The sequence below is a fragment of the Pedobacter suwonensis genome (assembly GCF_044762335.1).
Lineage (GTDB): Bacteria > Bacteroidota > Bacteroidia > Sphingobacteriales > Sphingobacteriaceae > Pedobacter.
Map to the genome: position 1 here is coordinate 1 of NZ_JBIWEB010000027.1, position 17,603 is coordinate 17,603.

At 41.5% G+C, this 17,603-nt stretch carries 13 protein-coding genes; 7 read left to right on the forward strand and 6 right to left on the reverse strand.

The window, feature by feature from the left end; all coding sequences use genetic code 11:
• Positions 1–73 precede the first annotated feature (73 nt).
• Positions 74–1,477, forward strand: a complete 1,404-nt coding sequence (locus ACIQXP_RS23890; RefSeq protein ID WP_387508383.1) for a Y-family DNA polymerase — start codon at positions 74–76, stop codon at positions 1,475–1,477.
• Positions 1,478–1,488: 11 nt separating this feature from the next.
• Positions 1,489–4,728: an error-prone DNA polymerase gene (locus ACIQXP_RS23895; protein WP_387508313.1), complete on the forward strand. Its 3,240-nt coding sequence runs from the start codon at positions 1,489–1,491 to the stop codon at positions 4,726–4,728.
• Positions 4,729–5,099: 371 nt separating this feature from the next.
• On the opposite strand, the gene ACIQXP_RS23900 is transcribed toward ACIQXP_RS23895, so the two are convergent.
• Positions 5,100–5,618 carry a hypothetical protein gene (locus ACIQXP_RS23900; protein ID WP_387508315.1) on the reverse strand — a complete coding sequence of 173 codons (519 nt, stop codon included), beginning with the start codon at positions 5,616–5,618 and terminating at the stop codon, positions 5,100–5,102.
• 363 nt (positions 5,619–5,981) lie between these two features.
• On the opposite strand from ACIQXP_RS23900, the gene ACIQXP_RS23905 reads away from it, so the two are divergent.
• From ACIQXP_RS23905 to ACIQXP_RS23920, 4 genes are all read left to right on the forward strand, one after another.
• Positions 5,982–7,850 (forward strand): DUF4365 domain-containing protein, encoded by a 1,869-nt coding sequence (locus ACIQXP_RS23905; protein WP_387508317.1) that lies wholly within the window; start codon positions 5,982–5,984, stop codon positions 7,848–7,850.
• A gap of 51 nt (positions 7,851–7,901) precedes the next feature.
• The gene (locus ACIQXP_RS23910; protein WP_387508319.1) at positions 7,902–8,861 is read left to right on the forward strand and encodes a HEPN/Toprim-associated domain-containing protein; all 960 of its coding nucleotides are present in this window, start codon (positions 7,902–7,904) and stop codon (positions 8,859–8,861) included.
• 397 nt (positions 8,862–9,258) lie between these two features.
• Positions 9,259–10,395 (forward strand): helix-turn-helix domain-containing protein, encoded by a 1,137-nt coding sequence (locus ACIQXP_RS23915; protein ID WP_387508321.1) that lies wholly within the window; start codon positions 9,259–9,261, stop codon positions 10,393–10,395.
• Positions 10,396–10,480: 85 nt separating this feature from the next.
• A complete protein-coding gene (locus tag ACIQXP_RS23920) occupies positions 10,481–11,839 on the forward strand; it encodes a serine hydrolase domain-containing protein (RefSeq protein WP_387508323.1) in 1,359 nt (452 codons plus the stop codon).
• A gap of 169 nt (positions 11,840–12,008) precedes the next feature.
• Here ACIQXP_RS23920 and ACIQXP_RS23925 read toward each other — a convergent pair whose 3' ends face one another.
• The 5 genes from ACIQXP_RS23925 to ACIQXP_RS23945 all read right to left on the reverse strand — a co-directional run bounded on the left by ACIQXP_RS23925 (position 12,009) and on the right by ACIQXP_RS23945 (position 16,401).
• Positions 12,009–12,185, reverse strand: a complete 177-nt coding sequence (locus tag ACIQXP_RS23925) for a DUF2188 domain-containing protein (RefSeq protein ID WP_387508325.1) — start codon at positions 12,183–12,185, stop codon at positions 12,009–12,011.
• Positions 12,186–12,246: 61 nt separating this feature from the next.
• Complete coding sequence (locus tag ACIQXP_RS23930) at positions 12,247–12,990, reverse strand: ZIP family metal transporter (protein ID WP_387508327.1); 744 nt, start codon at positions 12,988–12,990, stop codon at positions 12,247–12,249.
• 664 nt (positions 12,991–13,654) lie between these two features.
• On the reverse strand, positions 13,655–14,977 hold the full coding sequence (locus ACIQXP_RS23935; protein ID WP_387508329.1) for an Nramp family divalent metal transporter: 1,323 nt from the start codon (positions 14,975–14,977) through the stop codon (positions 13,655–13,657).
• Between the two features lie 678 nt (positions 14,978–15,655).
• On the reverse strand, positions 15,656–15,961 hold the full coding sequence (locus tag ACIQXP_RS23940; RefSeq protein WP_387508331.1) for a hypothetical protein: 306 nt from the start codon (positions 15,959–15,961) through the stop codon (positions 15,656–15,658).
• Positions 15,962–16,017: 56 nt separating this feature from the next.
• Complete coding sequence (locus ACIQXP_RS23945) at positions 16,018–16,401, reverse strand: hypothetical protein (RefSeq protein WP_387508333.1); 384 nt, start codon at positions 16,399–16,401, stop codon at positions 16,018–16,020.
• A gap of 245 nt (positions 16,402–16,646) precedes the next feature.
• Here ACIQXP_RS23945 and ACIQXP_RS23950 point away from each other — a divergent pair, with 245 nt between their 5' ends.
• Positions 16,647–17,036: a hypothetical protein gene (locus ACIQXP_RS23950; RefSeq protein WP_387508335.1), complete on the forward strand. Its 390-nt coding sequence runs from the start codon at positions 16,647–16,649 to the stop codon at positions 17,034–17,036.
• The last annotated feature ends 567 nt before the right edge of the window (positions 17,037–17,603 follow it).

Consider the following 17,603-nt stretch of genomic DNA (forward strand, 5'->3'; position numbering starts at 1 on the left):
TCTTTGCTTTGGCGGACCTTATCAAATTAACTCGGCAAAGGGGGGCTTTTTAAAGTGGCGAAGAGGGGTCAATTTGAAGCGGTTTATCCAGATTACCGCCGTTAGCCCTATTGCCCAGGACTTTGGTGTCGAAGTCGGAATGCGGGCAGCCGATGCTAAGGCGATATGTCCCGGTCTTGAGGTACTCGATGATAAACCGGGTCGCCAGAGAAAATTGCTTCAGGGCCTTGGCGAGTGGTGCGTGCGCTATTCGCCCATAGTGGCAATCGATGAGTTTGGAATGAATGGACTTTTGATGGACGTTTCGGGATGCTGCCATCTTTGGGGAGGCGAACGGAATTATTTAAAAGAAATCGTTTCCAGGCTCAAAAGCAAGGGATATACCGTGAGGCTGGCCATCGCCGATACACCTGGTGCAGCCTGGGCAGTGTCCCGTTTCGGCAAAATCACCCCTTTGATCCCACCCGGAGAACAGGTTGATGCGCTATTGGGACTTATTCCCGATGCTCTTAGGCTCCAAGATAACGTGCTGGCCAAACTCCGCAAACTGGGATTTTACCAGATAAAAAGTTTTATCGGCATGCCCAGATCGGTGCTGCGGAGAAGGTTTGGCGAGGATTTTCTGTTGCGCTTGGCACAGGCCATCGGAACGGAAAATGAAGTGCTGATGCCCCTAAAGGTTCCCGTGCCCTTTAGCGAAAGGCTCGCATGCCTGGAGCCGATCAGGACGCGGAACGCGATAGAGATAGCCATCAATAAATTGCTTGATCAGCTGTGCAGGCGAATGCAGACCGAAGGTAAGGGATTGCGCACGGGCCTGCTTACCTGCTACCGGATCGATGGAAAAATCGTGAAGGTAGACATCGGAACCAGTGGGGCATCGCACAGTGCAGGTCATTTGTTCAAGCTTTTTCAGTTAAAGATCGATCAGATCAGGCCAGCGCTGGGCATCGAACTTTTTGTGCTGGATGCGCCAAAGGTGGATGATGTTCAGGTTCCCCAAGAAGAGATGTGGACTTCAACGCCGGGACTGGATGATCAGGGGCTAATCAGGCTGCTCGACCGTGTGGCGGGAAAAGTTGGCCCACAGGTAATCCACCGCTATCTTCCGGCTACAAAATACTGGCCGGAGAGATCGGTGCTGAGAGCGGTTTCTGTTACGGATAAATCTCAGGTAAGCTGGAGGACCAGTAAGCCCCGGCCTACAGAGCTGCTCAAAAATCCTGTCCCAATAGAGGTGATGGCAATCATCCCAGACCATCCCCCTAAGTTCTTTATCTATAAAGGGGTTCGGCATATTATTGCAAAGGCCGATGGTCCCGAGCGGATCGAGCGCGAATGGTGGTTAGATCAGGGGGAGCATAGGGATTATTACCAAGTGGAGGACGAGCAGGGCGGCCGTTATTGGCTATTCCGTTCCGGCCATTATGGAGGAGAGCAGACTTATAAGTGGTTTATCCATGGATTTTTTGCATAAACGACGGTGATATGGCTTACAGTGAATTACAGATTACTTCAAACTTCAGCTTCCTGCGCGGGGCATCACATGCTCATGAACTGGTCGATCAGGCCGAGGCTTTCGGCTATAAAAAAATAGCGGTCACCGACAGAAATACGCTGGCTGGCATTGTCCGTGCGCATGCGGCCTGCTGGGAAAAAAACGTAAAGCTTATACCCGCCTGCAGACTGGATCTGCTGGATGGACCGAGTCTTCTTGCCTATCCCACTGACAAGGAAGCCTATGGTAGATTGTCCGCGCTTTTGACCCTGGGCAATATGCGAGCGGAGAAAGGTTCCTGCCATATTTCAAAGGCCGATGTCTATGCCCATAGCAAGGATATCATATTTACGGTTGTTATGCCAGGGGAATTGAACCGGAGATTTGAATATGAGCCGGCCTTTATCTCATCCGTCGCTGAATACAGGGAAGCATTGGCAGGCCAGTTATACCTGGCGGCAACAAGGTCATATATGGGAAATGATGATAAGCTGATATTTAGGACTTCACAGCTGTCAAGGTTCTACGATATCCCCGTTGTCGCAACGGGCGATATTCATTACCACCATCCCTCGAGAAGAGAATTGCAGGATGTGCTTACATGTGTGAGGGAAAAATGCACTATACAGGAAGCCGGTTTCCGGTTGCATCAGAATGCGGAACGCTATATGAAAGAGGTTGCCGAGATGGAGCGGTTGTTCCGAAAATATCCCAGCGCTATAGAAAATACAATGGCGATAGCAGAGGCCTGCGAGTTTTCCCTCGATGAGCTCAAATATGTGTACCCCGAGGAAATCAATAAAAACGGGCGCACACCACTCGAAGAGCTCGAGTACCTTACATGGAAAGGTGCCCATGATTTTTATGGGGAAACAGTTCCAGAGAAGGTGGTTAATATGATAGGTCATGAGATGGAGTTTATTAAGAAGATGGATTACGCCAATTATTTTCTTTTTGTCGAAGATATCGTGCGGGAGGCAAGGTCCCGGGGCATTCTCTGCCAGGGCCGTGGCTCGGCGGCCAATTCTGCGATCTGTTTTGTTCTGGGCATTACCTCGGTAAACCCGATGAAATTTGATCTGCTCTTTGAGCGTTTTATTTCACCAGCTCGAAACGAGCCTCCCGATATCGATGTGGATTTCGAGCATGAGCGAAGAGAGGAAATCATCCAGTATATCTATGATAAATATGGCAGGGATAGAGCGGCAATCGTAGCTACCGTTACCCAGCAGCATCAGAAGGGAGCAATCCGTGATGTGGGCAAAGCGATGGGACTTTCGGTAGATACGATCAACCGCTTATCCAGTTCCATATGGGAGTTTACCGATGAGTGGTTCGAGGGGAAAAGGGTTACCGAGCAGGGACTGAATCCAAATGATCCGCATCTAAAAAAAACACTCGAGCTTACCGCGCAGATGATGGGCTTTCCCCGGCAGTTGGGCCAGCATACCGGAGGATTTGTCGTTACCCAGGGGAAGCTTACCGACCTGTGCCCTATTTTGAACGCCCGGATGGAAGACCGCACAAATATCGAATGGAATAAAGATGATATCGATGCGCTGGGATTCTTAAAGGTTGATGTGCTGGCTTTGGGAATGCTTACGTGCATCAGAAAAGCCTTTGATCTCTGCCGGGATCACTATGGAAAACAATATACGCTGGCGAATATCCCTCAGGATGATCCAGAGGTTTATGATATGATCTGTCTGGCCGATACCTTGGGCGTTTTCCAGATCGAAAGCCGGGCACAGATGTCGATGCTGCCGAGGCTAAAGCCAAGGGAGTTTTACGACCTGGTAATCGAGGTAGCAATCGTGAGGCCTGGCCCTATACAGGGAGATATGGTGCACCCGTACTTGCGCAGGCGAAATGGCGAAGAGCCGGTTGAATACCCCTCGCCCGAGCTGAAGGAAATCCTGGGAAGAACCCTGGGCGTGCCACTGTTCCAGGAGCAGGCGATGAAGATCGCCATCGTTGCGGCAGGCTTTACCCCGGCCGAGGCCGATGGGCTTAGGCGGAGCATGGCCACATTCAAGTTTAAGGGCTTGGTCAATCAGTATGAGCAGAAGCTCATCGATGGGATGCTGGCTAAGGGCTATTCTTTGGAATTTGCCAAAAGGATATTCAAGCAGCTCGAAGGATTTGGAAGCTATGGCTTTCCCGAATCCCATGCGGCGAGTTTTGCGCTATTGGTCTATGTTTCATGCTGGCTAAAGCATTACTACCCCGATGCCTTCGCGGCGGCATTGCTCAACAGCATGCCCATGGGATTTTACCAGCCGGCACAGATTGTTATCGATGCGCAGAAACATACCGTCGAGGTGCGGGAGGTGGATGTAAACCATTCGGTGTGGGATAATAAACTGGAAGAAAAATCGGGCAAATATTTTGCCCTAAGGTTGGGCTTTCGGCAGATCAGTGGTATAAGGGAAGATGATATGGAGATGCTGATCAGTGGAAGAGACGCTGGTTTTCAAAGTATATCGGCAATCCGCGATGCTGGTGTATCTATCGCAGCATTGGAAAGACTGGCCGATGCCGATGCTTTTCGTTCGATGGGCATGGACCGGAGAAAGGCGCTCTGGGAAGTTTCTGCATTGCAGGATATGCCGGTAGAACTGTTCAAGGGACAGGCATCGGAGAGTGTGCTGGAAACACAGGTCGAGCTCCCGCTAATGGGAAAGGGCGAACACGTGGTGCAGGATTACGCTACCGTCGGATTATCCTTAAAGGCTCACCCGGTGAGTTTCGTGCGTCCCCAGCTGGATATGCTCAATATCCGCACATGCCACCATATCAATAACATTTCCACAGATGGACAGCTGGTAAAAGTAGCAGGCTTGGTTCTGGTTAGACAGCGCCCTGGAACTGCAGGTGGAGTGTGTTTTATTACCATCGAAGATGAAACAGGATATTCTAACCTGGTCGTGTTCGAAAAGCTGTTTGAAACCTATCGAAAAGAAATCCTGCACGCAAGGTTGCTCATGGTAGAAGGCCGTCTGCAGCGCGAAGGACAGGTGGTACACGTGGTCGTGAGCAAATGTTTTGACTTTACAAAAATGCTCGGAAAGCTCGTGCAGCGGGAAGTTGATGAATTGCCGGTATTGACCTTGGCGCGTGGCGATGGAAAAACAGCACCTTATCCAGCCCTAAATAAAAGGACACAAGTGCGCGAAGATGCAGCGAAGAAAACCATGGACGCTTTTCACGGCGGCAGAAACTTCAAGTAAGCTAGTTTACACTAATGATAACAAAATATGGAGCGTTCTCTTTTGAAAAAAACATATTTTACGATAATGATTTTGGCCGCTTATAAAATTAAAAATATAAATCTATCCCAGTAAGTTTTTTACATCAATTCTAATACAATAGTACCCTGCCAACATACCCACATGCCCAAGGATCCGTATGATGCGCCAGGTTGGGCTTAGCGTATAGCATTTGATCAACATGATTCATAACTTTTTAGGATTATTTTCCTTATCTAATTATAGCGTAAAAATCAGCACAGAGAGCGTATTCAAAAATGTTATTTATACTTAAAAGCTGAATCGTCAGTCTCCACATTTGCTACATGCATGAGATAATCTAAAAAGATCGTTTAACCTGTTTTAATATCACTTTCATCAATTTTCTGTCCATCAAAAAATGAGTTAACCTGAATCTCGAAATTGACAACCCACCATTTTTCAATCTTATTTAATAATCCTTGAGCTTTTCGCAACAATTCCATATTAACATTTAAATTTTCATCAATCAAAAGCCTAACTGGTTCATGGGCAATTAAGTTCCTATGTTTGCGTATTTGCTGAAGAGAAAGAAAATCTGTTTTAGTTAATACGCTGTTTTCCCTCAACCAAAGACATGACGAATAAAACAAATGATACTCTGGGGTTCGTTTTCTATTGATGCCAGGAATATTTTTATCCAGTACATCAGAACGGTATTCGTTACTAATTTCATATTCAAATTCGCCTTGGGCATTATAGGTCGAGTTTGGACAAAGAAAGCTTTTTATCTTTTCTTGAATTGTATTCTTTAGCATTTCAAAACTCGTAACAAATAATGATGCAATAAGCATATTTCTTTTAAGTAACGCCTGGTTTACTATCTTTTCCATAATTGAAGAAAATATTGAAGGTTTCCGATAGTTCAAGTTAAAAAACATTAGTTGATTAGAACAGCTTAATCCAAAATGCATTTTTAGTGAAAATATTTGAACTGTTTAGCTTCAATGGGAGTTCCACATTTTTCAATGATTCAAATATGAAAACCCTGGTGAGTTTGTTAAGAACAAATGATAAAACTGCATGGGAGAATGTTTTTTCAATTTTCAACATATCAAAATTGACAGATTGAAAACTATTTGTAGTTTTAAAAAATTAATGACTCCATATGCTAACAGCCAAAATCCAAAGAAGAAACTTTTTGTTTGGGTTCCAAATTCCCTTTCTGCCATATTTTGAAATTCTACTTACAAACCATGTATAGAAAAAAACTGATCAACTCCAAACCGGCACCGTACCCAAATACATCCGCTTCTGAATCGACCTCAATTGATCTCTTCCATGGATTTTTAGACAGAACTTTTGTTAAAGGCTATGTTACTGTAATGGATAAGATACCGAATACCGATGGAATTCTAACCTTAACGGGGAAAGATCAGATTCCGAAAGGCCGATTAGATGTCCAGCTGAAAACCCTATCAAAGAAAAAAAAAACAAACCCAACTTTTCAATGTGAACTTGCTCTTTTAGCTTATGTTGAGGAGGAAATGCTACCTGTCATTCTTATTGTTGTAGACCAAGTCAACAAAAAGGCGTATTGGCGGCACCTTGACTATGCGCTGCTGAGAGAACTGTCTCCCAAGATAAAAGGTGATACGGTTGCCTTGCCAATGCTTCAGGAACAATTTTTGGACGGGACCAATCATGACTATCTGGATTTCTGGAATACCATCCTTGAAAAAACAAAGGCTAAATATGTAAAGTACGATCTTATAGAGAATCAACGCAATGCTCTTCTAATGGAACTGGGAAGATTAAATGATAGGATTATGCCAGCCTTTTCGTTGAATCATGCCGAAATTCGAGAAATCCATATTTTTTTAGATATCTTAAATAACCTTTATGACTGTGAATTCAGAACCATAAAGCAGATTTTATATTTTAATTTCTGGAAAATAGGAATTGCAATTGCTGCTTATGAGCCTAATACTTCAACTTTTTTTATCATTCCACAAGCTCTTACAGACAATAGCCCCCTAATCAAACAGGTAAAAGATATTGACGAAATTCACAAAGATGAGATTTTCCTGGAAGATGGTGCACTGAGCCTGCAATGGTCTGGTGATCGAAACAGCATTAGAGAAATGCCGGATGCAGTCGCTTTAAAAACGGTATGTAAAGATGTATTTAAAGTTATCGACAAAATTCATCTCAGCATTCCGGATCCGATGGCCGCAAGGGAATACCTGGCTAAATTCACAGAAGATTTTTATCAATTTTTGGGACTGCCCGATAGAAACTTTCCCATCTCAATTGAACGTTTGAGGGCGTTGATACTTGCAATACTTCCTGTAACAATAGAGCAAAGAGTGAGTTTTGGACAAGGTATAAAAATTAGCACCTATGGTATCGACGGGCTCATGGGAGAGAAAGCGGGGAACTACCATAACCAAATCCAAAACGCTGAAACACTTATTGCAAGTGGCTATTTACCAAAGGTAACTGTTACTCTTGATTCAAAGAAATTCGACATGAAACTTATCGAACATTACATGAGTTACCTAACAAAATTGGGAGTAGTGGAGATTTCCTCTCCTTACACTGATTTCAAAATACCGGGCATTCCAAATTTTGGACCATGGATGGGTTTGAAAGAGGAAGATGCATTTAAAACGCTGAAGATAATGCTTGAAAAATTTTCGCAAATATATCCTGTATTTATAGAAGAGAAATTCCCTTATTTGCACAAGGAACTCGGCCTGTTTAAAGAATACCAGCTGATCATTTATATATGGCATTTCGATCCATCTAAAAGAGCTTTCGTTGAAACCTACCATTGTGTCAGCGAAAAACCAGTTGATAACCGTTATCTTCTTTTTAAAGGAGATGACAAAAACTGTCCGAAGGGTTTTGAGAGTAGACAAAACAATCCAGATCAGTGGTCCGTCCGGATAGATGGAATCGATTACGAAATCAGGATGAAGGGATCACGCACGATATGGTTTTTATTGGATCCCTTTCCTTTACATTCGTTGATCAGGGAAGAACTTAGTAAAAATCTAGACTCATATTTCAAAGAAAAAGGACTTAAAGATACACCATATCGGGAGCGCTTTCAAAGATAAACCGCTCATAAAAAAATATATTTTTTAAAGTAAAACAAACGTTTAAAATTAATGGAAGAAGAATATCTATATTTAGGTTTGGGTCAATTGGAGATTGATTGGTCAAAAGGTAGTTTTCAAAAGGATCATACTATACTTTTCAAGACTGGCGATAGAAAGGATATCTCATACTTCTATTATAACGAGGACGAGCCAAAAAAATTCTCGACGAAAAAAGCCCCAGGTTATGGAAAAAAATTAATTGAAGTAAAAGATCGTTTGGATCTGCTCGGCTATTCCTTCAAAAACCTGCCAAAACTTTTGCGCGAACAATTTGAACATCTACCCTATGAAATTCCTGAAATTCGCAACCTTAGTGTGGAAAAGTTCATCTCTACCCTTTCTACTATCGAGGTTAGTGGGATAAGATTTGGTGAACATGAAGGGGATGCTGGTTTAGGAGAATTTTTCCAACGCAGAATACTCTCCCTGCCGGCCTTTGCTCCCATCGGCAAGCTGATACAAAAAATCAGAAGTTTCGATTATTATCTGTTTGAGCAAATCGACCCCTATATTATTTTAGCTGCTTTGGCGAATAATCCTAAAAATCAAAAAATAGAACTCTGCCTGAGAAGTGATGCTGCTATTACTCCACCAACCAAGCAACAAAGGTATTTGGTTGTTACCGAAGGTAAGACAGATGTAGCAGTGATTCAAAAAGCAATGGAAATCCTCAAGCCTAATATTGCTGACCTTTTGAGTACATGGATATGGAGGAAAACTATCCCTTTGGTGGTGCAGGAAACCTTTGCAATTTTTTTAAGGGCCTCACCAAGATCGGTACCGAAAGAAGGATCATCTTCATATTCGACAATGATGCCCAAGGTCAGGCGGGACTCATCACCATCGGCAAGGTATCCAGCCCTAGTAATTTCATTTCAATCGCCTATCCGAGTCTGCCGGAATTTTCAAAGTTTAACACTACTGGACCCACTGGCCAGACCGATCAGGATATTAATGGAAGGGCAGTAGCGGTAGAAATGTTTTTAGACCTGACATATAAAACCCAGTCAATTCCGATAGTTCAATGGTCAAGTTTCATAAGTACGACAGGGACTTATCAAGGTGCCTTATTAAACAAAGAAAATTACCAAAAAATATTTACGGAATTGAAAGTGCCTGATTTCAAAAATTATGATTTCAAAAAACTAAATTTGATGCTCGACCATATAATTTCTGAAATAATTAAATAGCGCTATGCCATATACTTTAAAAGCAAGTTTCTGCAAAAAAAGTAATTATCTGGACAGCGATTGGCCTGTTATCAAAAAGGAATATTTGACATGATCCCTAAACTCATTAACTGACCACGCTATCAGGATTAAAGCTTAAATAATGAATATGGCATCTAGCAATCATTTTAATCATCATGAAGATAACTGATATCCTCAATACCGTTATTCTTTTCGGAGCAATCCAGGGCTTTATCATGAGTACACTGTTATTCTTTTCCAAATACAATAGAACAGCTAGCCGATGTCTGGGACTTCTTGTTTTCTTCATTGCACTAGCGAGCATTAACCTTTATGGGAACTATGTCAACTGGTTCAATTTAAGTATAATCCAGTTTATTGTTCAGCTGGTGCCCATGATCTTAATCCTGCCAATCGGACCACTACTTTATTTCTACATTAGATGTCTTGATCAGTCTGAATTAAGGGATGACCCCGTGTATAAATACCACTTTTATCCTGTCTTTATTGAGCTTATCCCGTCACTTTTAGTTGCCAGTTATCTTCTAGGAACTATCTTTGGGTGGATCGAGAGAGATCCCCGGGCATGGGTAAATTTCATTGAGGAATTTAATGTCTATGTCGACGTTATCCGCTGGCTGTCATTAACGTTATACACCTATCTGGCATATAAACATCTATCAGCCCATAAAAAATACGGCAACTTTCAAAAGGTCAATTTTAAGTGGCTGATAAATTTGGTTTATATCTTCGCAGCATTCGAGGCGCTATGGCTAATTTATCTCATCCCCTACCTCATCCCAAGTTACCGAAATGAACTGTTGGAACTTGTTGGCTGGTATCCAATTTACATTCCGCTTGCAGTATTAATATATTGGATGGGCATAAAAGGCTACATGCATTCCCAGTACCAAAAACGGGACAGGGATCGAATCTTTGATATCAAGAAAACTTTGAGCGAAACTGACCTTAAATCACTCATAATCGCTATCAAAATAAGGATGGAGGTAGATTGTGCTTATCTAAATCCTGACCTCAATCTTTCTTCATTGGCGAAATTGGTTAACTATCCACCAAAAACGGTGTCGGCACTGATTAACCAGCACTTCGGTAAAAATTTTAATGATTTTGTCAATGACTATCGCATAAACGAATTTAAGAAAAGGTCTGCCGGCACAGATTGTGAACATCTTACCATTGCAGGTATCGCTCTTGAATGTGGCTTTTCCTCGCAGGCCACTTTCCAAAGGGTATTCAAATTATCGACCGGCTATGCGCCCTCGAAATTCCGTGAAATCCAAATTCGCAGATAAAATCACTTCTCAAATCGCGATTTGATAAATTAAGGATATTTTTTTTAGCAGATGTTTACAGAGCTTTGGATCTTAATTAAATCTTATGAAAAAGCTATTTCTTTTTATTATCCTAAAGTTTTTGATCGTTAGTGCTTCAGCCCAATCAGCCCAAACCATCGGCTTCGATGCCCCGCTGGACAGCATATTATTGGCAAAGTTCAATTCCGGAACTCCAGGTGTAGCCGTACTGGTTGCAAAGAAAGGAAAAATAGAATATCGAAAGGCATTTGGTTTGGCAAGCTTGGAATTAAGCGTTGGGATGAGGCCTGAAATGTTGTTCAACCTTGGGTCTATTACTAAACAATTCACTGCTGTAGCGGTGCTTCAGCTTATGGAATCGGGAAAGCTATCTCTACAGGACAGTATCCAAAAATACATCCCCAAATTCCCACAGAAAGGTTATAAGATTACAATCGAAAATCTCCTAACTCATACCTCGGGAATAAGGGATTATATGCAAATGAACGATAAAGATCCCTTTATCGACCGGCACGATTTCAAACCTGAGGAGCTTATAAATTATTTCAAGGATGAGCCGCTGGAATTTAAACCCGGCTCCAGATATAGCTATAGCAATTCGGGCTATGTCCTATTGGGCTACATTATCGAACAAATCAGTGGAAAAAGTTATCTAAGTTACCTGCAGGAATACATCTTTAATCCATTAGGACTTAACAACACATTCTATGACAGTTCGAATACGATCTTACCTGGGCGCACCAGCGGTTACCAAGGTAGCGTGAAGTACCTAAAAGCCGACTATTGGGGAGCTAGCCTCCCTTTTGCCGCTGGCGGATTGATTTCTAATGTTGATGATTTATTCCGGTGGCATTTGGGATTATTGTCGGGCAAAGTGCTAAAGAAGGATGGTCTGAGAAAAGCATTTACCCCCGCAAAATTAAAGGATGGCACGCTCATAAATTATGGCTATGGTTGGATGCTTGGTCACTTAGGTAACTTTAAGTCAATTTCACATGGCGGTGCGATGACTGGATACAGAACACAACAGTTGTACTACCCAGATCAGGACGTATATATAGTTATTTTGGCGAACTGCGATCAGGCACCTACAGAGGAATTATCTACAAGTATTTCGACACTTATTCTGGGAAAATCTACCCAAACCGATTTCAAACAAAATGAGACCGTCTTAGCCCTTTATTGCGGTGTTTATGAATTATCCGAAGATCCGAAACGAAAAATCAGTGTTAATATGGAAAACGGAAGACTTGTTGCGACTACCTCAACAGGTCAGAAACTACAATTTGTTTTTCAGTCCGAGTCCAAATTCGAGTTCAAGGATATTTCTGATGCCATAGGAGCATTTGCAATCGAAAATAATAAAACAAATGGTTTTGTGATACAACAAAACGGGACATTTCATTGGACAAAAATCAAATAGAAGCTATTTAGCCCAGTTGTAAGGAAAACATTCTGTGTTTCTCTGAAAGAAATCCTTTTTCAGGCCAATTCATAAATTGGCTAAATGCACAGTCATGCATACGCAATAGCCGGGATGAAAAAGCAGAATAGCAAAATCTGAATACGATGATAAAATCTTTCGAGCTTCGTTATCCTTCAAGGTTAATAAACCACTGCTGCGCACGGTTGATTGCGACCTCAACAATATTAAGTTCACTCACTTCTTTTGTTTTTTTCAGATCGTTTGCGATCTCAATTGCTTTTTCCCTTACCTGAGGTGTCAATTCATTCATTTCGAAAGGGTAATGTTCTGATGTCCATGCCATAGCTTTAATTTTTATATTTTTAGTTTTAAATTATTTTAAATAGTTGATGCAAAGCAAATCTCTAGATGATAAGTCCCAAAACCATGAACAGCAGAAAACCTGCAAAAAATGCAGCAGTGTAGAAAGGTGAATCTTTGCTTTCGTGGGCTTCTACCAAAAGTTCTTCTGTAACCAGAAAAAGCAAGGCTGCGCAGCCAAAAGAGAGTACAAATTCCAAGGTCTTTTCTCCTGTAAAATTCAGCATAAAGAACCCGCCAGCGGTTCCGAGAACAAAAAGTAGCCCCAGCATCACCAGGACTGTAAAAATTTGCTTTTTATAAATTCCCAATTGTACCAGTTTCGTCCCTGTTGCAAGTCCCAGTGAGAGACATTCCATGGCAAGCGCCAGGGCAAGAAGGATACCTTCTTTCGAACCTGCAGCAAAGCCAATTCCTAAAAGCAATCCATCAAGCAACAAATCAATCCCGACTGCTACAACCATTCCCCAGGGAAGAAAATTACTACCTTCCTTCCCTTGGGTCTGATTTTCGATTTTTTGGGTGTAGTTTTTTATTAAAAGCATTGCAGAGATGCCTAGCATAAATCCGATGATTATTGCCAGGGTATCGTGAATGCGTATCATATCAGGAAGGATTTCAACTGCAACCACAGAGAAAACTACACCTGCTGCAAAATGCAGGATGGTGCTCTGCAGAGGCTCGGAGGGTCGCTTCCACAGCACGACAATTCCTCCAAAAATTAGCAGTGTTACTGGAAAGGTAGTAAAGAGCAATATTTTAATTGCATCAAGTTTTTGAGGCTGCATATATTTTTTTTATTTTACTCTTTTGTAAATGTTAAATGTTATCAAAGCAATAGCTGCGCAAACTGTTACACCAACCAGGATTTCCGAAGGATAGTTCCAGGCATTATATAAGTTACTAGAGGTAAATACAGCGGCCCATAAAATGCTTAGAACGGTAAAAGGAAGATGTTTGCTTTTAAAAAATTTTGCAATCAAAAGAACCAGCCCGGCAGATACCGAGGATAGCGGGAGGCATCCTTGTTCTGGCCCCATCCCACTACCCCACATAATTAATCCGGACAGTAAGGGATGATCATATAATGGCCTGGGGTGTCCAAAGATTATATTAAAAATCATCAAACATGTTATTGAAATTAACAGATACGCCCCAATGCAGCTTATGATCCTCAGAAACCTCACCCTGTCCAGCCCGGAAATCCCGAGCAGCAGAAAACAGTAAAATGGTATCCAAAAATAGACGCTGGATACCTTGACCATAAATGCATCCCAAAAATCATGACGAGGATTATTAACGATAGCAAGCATCCTTTTATCCAAACCTATGAGAAACGTAGTGCTGTTGATATGTATAGTCAAAAAAAGTACAGGCACGAGTAAGAGTACTATACTTTTAAGAGAAAATGGAAATTGGGTATTACCTGTAACAATCATCGGGCAAGAACATTTATGATGAAAACTGAAGATAGATCAGGAAAATTGCAGAAACTGTCATCAGCAAAAAAGTTGCAATACCTAGAATATTTGACTTTAGCCCATTTGTGTAATCTCCCATGATCCTTCTATTATTAGAAATATGCAAAAGGATAGCGATGATTACCGGGGAGGTAATCCCGTAAAGGATAGCGGTGTAAAGCAGTGCATCGATCGGACTCACGCCTATATAATTTATTAGCAGACCTATGATAACGGAGACAATGATAATGGCATAAAATGGCCTGGCCTGACTGAATTTTTTATCCAGGTTTCCGCTCCATCCAAAGGTTTCGGAAATAATGTATGAAAGGCTACCGCTGAGAACTGGAATTGCAAGGAAACCTGTTCCAATCACCCCTATTGCAAATAAAAGATAGGAAGCCTTCCCGGCGATTGGTTCAAGCGCTTTTGCTGCCTGTTCTACTGTATCTATCTGGCGTATGCCCTGACTAAACAAAGCTGTTCCGGTAGCCAAAATGGTGAAAAACATAATCAGGTTGGAGAGCAGCATACCAAGGTTGACGTCAATTCCCATCTTACTGATCAATAAACGATATAACCGTTTTTCTTTTTTCTCATGATCTTTGGAGCTAAGCCTTTCACCATCTATATTGACCAGCCTCTTGTTGACCATCATCTGCATCTTCACAGCCTTAACATCCTCTGCTTCCATTGTGGTTTGCCAAAAAAACAGGTATGGGGATATTGTGGTACCCAGTATCGCAACCAGCATTCCGATAAATTCCTTATCCCATCTGATGTTGGGAATAAAAGTTGCTCTTATAACAGCAAGCCAGTCGGGCTTAGTAAAAAAGGGTACGATAATATATAGCAACAAGGTGAGACACAAGTATTTCAACACCGAAACAAATCTTGAATAAGGAAGGTAGATAACAAAGAAAAGCAAAATAGCGGTAAATATGATGCTAAAAACCATGGCATTTACAGAAGGAAATATCAGATGAGCCACAGCGCCCATTCCCGCTATATCGGCGCCGATATTGAGGATAATTGCCGGTACGCTGAAAATAATCATCATGTACAGCACCCATCTTGGATAATGATTCCTCAGGGTAGTGGTAAGCCCAACTGTCGTAACCAGACCAATGCGGGCACAAATCTCCTGAATAGCTGCCATCAGGGGAAAAGTAATAATTACGGTCCATAGCGTTGCCAAGCCATATTTTGCACCTGCCTGGGAATAGGTAGCAATCCCTGAGGGGTCATCGTCACTCGCACCAGTAACGATGCCCGGCCCCAGGGCCTTGAAAAATTTTTGGATTTTCCTTAACATTTCGGAAATATTATAGTATCCATCTAAGCGGAACTTAAATGTCGTTTTAACTGAAGTTTATTTAAAAGAGGGGAAAATGCCAATTAGCGAAGGGCAGTATTTTCCTTCACTTGTGGCCTTAAGAAGATCAATCCTGAATCTTTTACCTTGATATTGGCAAAATCTCTGGAAAAACCACTCCCTAAGCCAGTTTCGGCGGCTGCCAAACCGCAAAGAATACTAAAGGTACTTTTAAATTCCTGGGAGTATTATATTCAAATATTACCGGGTCAAAATCAAAGGAAAGTTGTAAAACACAGATCATTTCATCGGCCACGCTACAGCATGAACATGCGCAGAACGGGGAGCATGATTCACGGTCCTGGGCGCTAAAACTATTTGAAAAACCGCTTTTATGAATCTCAGCCCTTTCCGAAGTTTTCTGCATGGCATATCCATCCTGGCAGGGCAAGATGCTCAGCAGAAGTACCATGGTTAGAAGAAATAAACAGGATATTTTCACTATTTGTTCAAAAAGGATATTGACACCTATTTTCTTTAATATTAATTGGATTCAGGAAGAGCATTTGTTAGCAAAATAAAGCACTGAAAAACCGGCAAATGTCAATTCTGAACATTTACCGGTTAAATGGAGACTATTGAATGAGGAGTAACCTGAATTAACCAATTAGTCTACAACTATTTTTTATGATGTTCCTTGTGGGGATGATGTTCATTTTCATCATGTTGTTCAGGACCTTTACCTGCATCCTTGCCATGATGTTCCTCGTGTTTGTGATGCTCCTTTTCACCGTGTTTTTCCCGATCATTGCCATGATGTTCGCTATGCTCGTGGTGCTCTGCTTCATGATGATGCTCTGGCTCATTAGCATGTGAAGCACCTTCATGGTGTTCTTTGTGGGCATGATGCTCTGCTTCGTGATGTTTTTCGTTAGCTGCGGTGTTACCGCTATGGTGCTGGTGATCTTTATGTGAATTTTCCATAATCTATGATGTTTAAAAAGTGAATAAAATTATCTTTTAGCTTACGCACGATAATCCTATATTAAAAAAGACTGCTTTCTGATATAAATTGGTAGTTTACTCCAGACAAGTGGTCTCTCACTTGAAAAAAACATCGTCCCTGAGAAATTGATATCATCAAGGGAATTAAAAGAATATTTATTTTTAAGGCTAATTGGAAAGAGCCAATTAAAAGGATAGTCCGGTACACTGCTATAAAATTGCTGAACGACAAAATTCAAATTGAAGCTTGAACAAAGATCATGTTCTGAGCTATAAACCTTCTGCGACTCGCGGACAAAGGTTGAACCGTCTTTGGATGCACCAAATTGGCTGCTTAGTGCCATAGGCTCAGCTATCTGCATGTCAGTTAACCCAAGAAGGTAGAATGCTGCAATAAGCATCACAACCAAACGTTTCATATTCCTAATAATTTAAATAAATAACATTCCTAAGGTTATATTGTTTGAAATCATTTACAATTTTAGAGTGTAATCGCTGAATCAGGATACTTGCAATCAAGGACGACACTCAGGCTATAGTGGCTCTCATAAATTAACCAATTGATATTTAGCAAATTAAAAAAAATAAATCGCTAATAGCATTTAACAGCTAGAGATAGAAAAATTGCACTATTGTTTACAAAATAATTCTATTTTTGTGGGAGATGAGAAAACAGTTTGCAATCCTGATAATTGTTTTAGCCGAGATTTTTGTACTCGGTCATCGTTCACTTGCCCATCACCACCAGGATATCTTCGCGCAGTGCCAACAAACGGGCGGTACGCCAGCGTTAGATGGTTCTTTGGGAAGCATTACGGATGCTGTGCTGGAAGATTTGGTCTATGAGAAAGATGCGACGAGCATTATCAGGCTGAATGGAAATGACGAGTTAGGTATTTCGCATTTTACTTATCCGGTTTTGTGGTGGAATGAGGATATCGTCTACCTCCCAAGTGTATTAACTGTAAAAGTTGCTTATAAGCATCTATCTGTAGCCTTACCCCTTCCCCCACATCTTACTTCTGATTTTTTAAGGGGGCCACCAAAGGCGTAATTTTTTCTTAGCTCGTCAGCATTTATGTACTACGTTGAACGTGGTATCCTGTCTGAATTTTCGGTCGGTAATAAGACTGAAGTACGTTGATCAGCGTCTTGCAATTTCGTTAATGAACTTTCCGTAATGTCATTGCAAGTTATGTCGAGGTATGTATCAACATGTACAAAACCAAAGAAAATGTCTATTGAATTTAAATCAATTCCACTTGAAATCACAATTGAACCGCTATTTCAAAAAAAAGAACAGATCCTGCAGTGAAAGGGATCAAAAAATTAATTTGGCCGCGCCAAAAAAAAATAATGCCATTATTTCTCATTTAATGATTGTCGAGAGAAAAAACCAAAGATGTAAAAAAAATGAGCTTCCTTTTATTTTATTCCCCGAATCAAATCGATCTTTGAGGGGTTTTATCCGCCAACATTTCAAGCAAATCATTCCGCTAATCCTGCTATGGATTCTATTTACGGCGTATGTCGTTCTTATGTTTAGGTTCAATCACTAAGTAACTTTTCTCTCATGAGTTTTTTTAAGTATTTGCTAGTCACTTTCCTCGCTGTATCTCTT

Coding starts and splice junctions, on each gene's coding strand:
- ACIQXP_RS23935 (WP_387508329.1), bottom strand. CDS start 14,977: ATGTTAAGGAAAATCCAAAAATTTTTCAAGGCCCTGGGGCCGGGCATC.
- ACIQXP_RS23910 (WP_387508319.1), top strand. CDS start 7,902: ATGGAAGAAGAATATCTATATTTAGGTTTGGGTCAATTGGAGATTGAT.
- ACIQXP_RS23895 (WP_387508313.1), top strand. CDS start 1,489: ATGGCTTACAGTGAATTACAGATTACTTCAAACTTCAGCTTCCTGCGC.
- ACIQXP_RS23915 (WP_387508321.1), top strand. CDS start 9,259: ATGAAGATAACTGATATCCTCAATACCGTTATTCTTTTCGGAGCAATC.
- ACIQXP_RS23905 (WP_387508317.1), top strand. CDS start 5,982: ATGTATAGAAAAAAACTGATCAACTCCAAACCGGCACCGTACCCAAAT.
- ACIQXP_RS23945 (WP_387508333.1), bottom strand. CDS start 16,401: ATGAAACGTTTGGTTGTGATGCTTATTGCAGCATTCTACCTTCTTGGG.
- ACIQXP_RS23940 (WP_387508331.1), bottom strand. CDS start 15,961: ATGGAAAATTCACATAAAGATCACCAGCACCATAGCGGTAACACCGCA.
- ACIQXP_RS23950 (WP_387508335.1), top strand. CDS start 16,647: ATGAGAAAACAGTTTGCAATCCTGATAATTGTTTTAGCCGAGATTTTT.
- ACIQXP_RS23930 (WP_387508327.1), bottom strand. CDS start 12,990: ATGCAGCCTCAAAAACTTGATGCAATTAAAATATTGCTCTTTACTACC.
- ACIQXP_RS23920 (WP_387508323.1), top strand. CDS start 10,481: ATGAAAAAGCTATTTCTTTTTATTATCCTAAAGTTTTTGATCGTTAGT.
- ACIQXP_RS23900 (WP_387508315.1), bottom strand. CDS start 5,618: ATGGAAAAGATAGTAAACCAGGCGTTACTTAAAAGAAATATGCTTATT.
- ACIQXP_RS23925 (WP_387508325.1), bottom strand. CDS start 12,185: ATGGCATGGACATCAGAACATTACCCTTTCGAAATGAATGAATTGACA.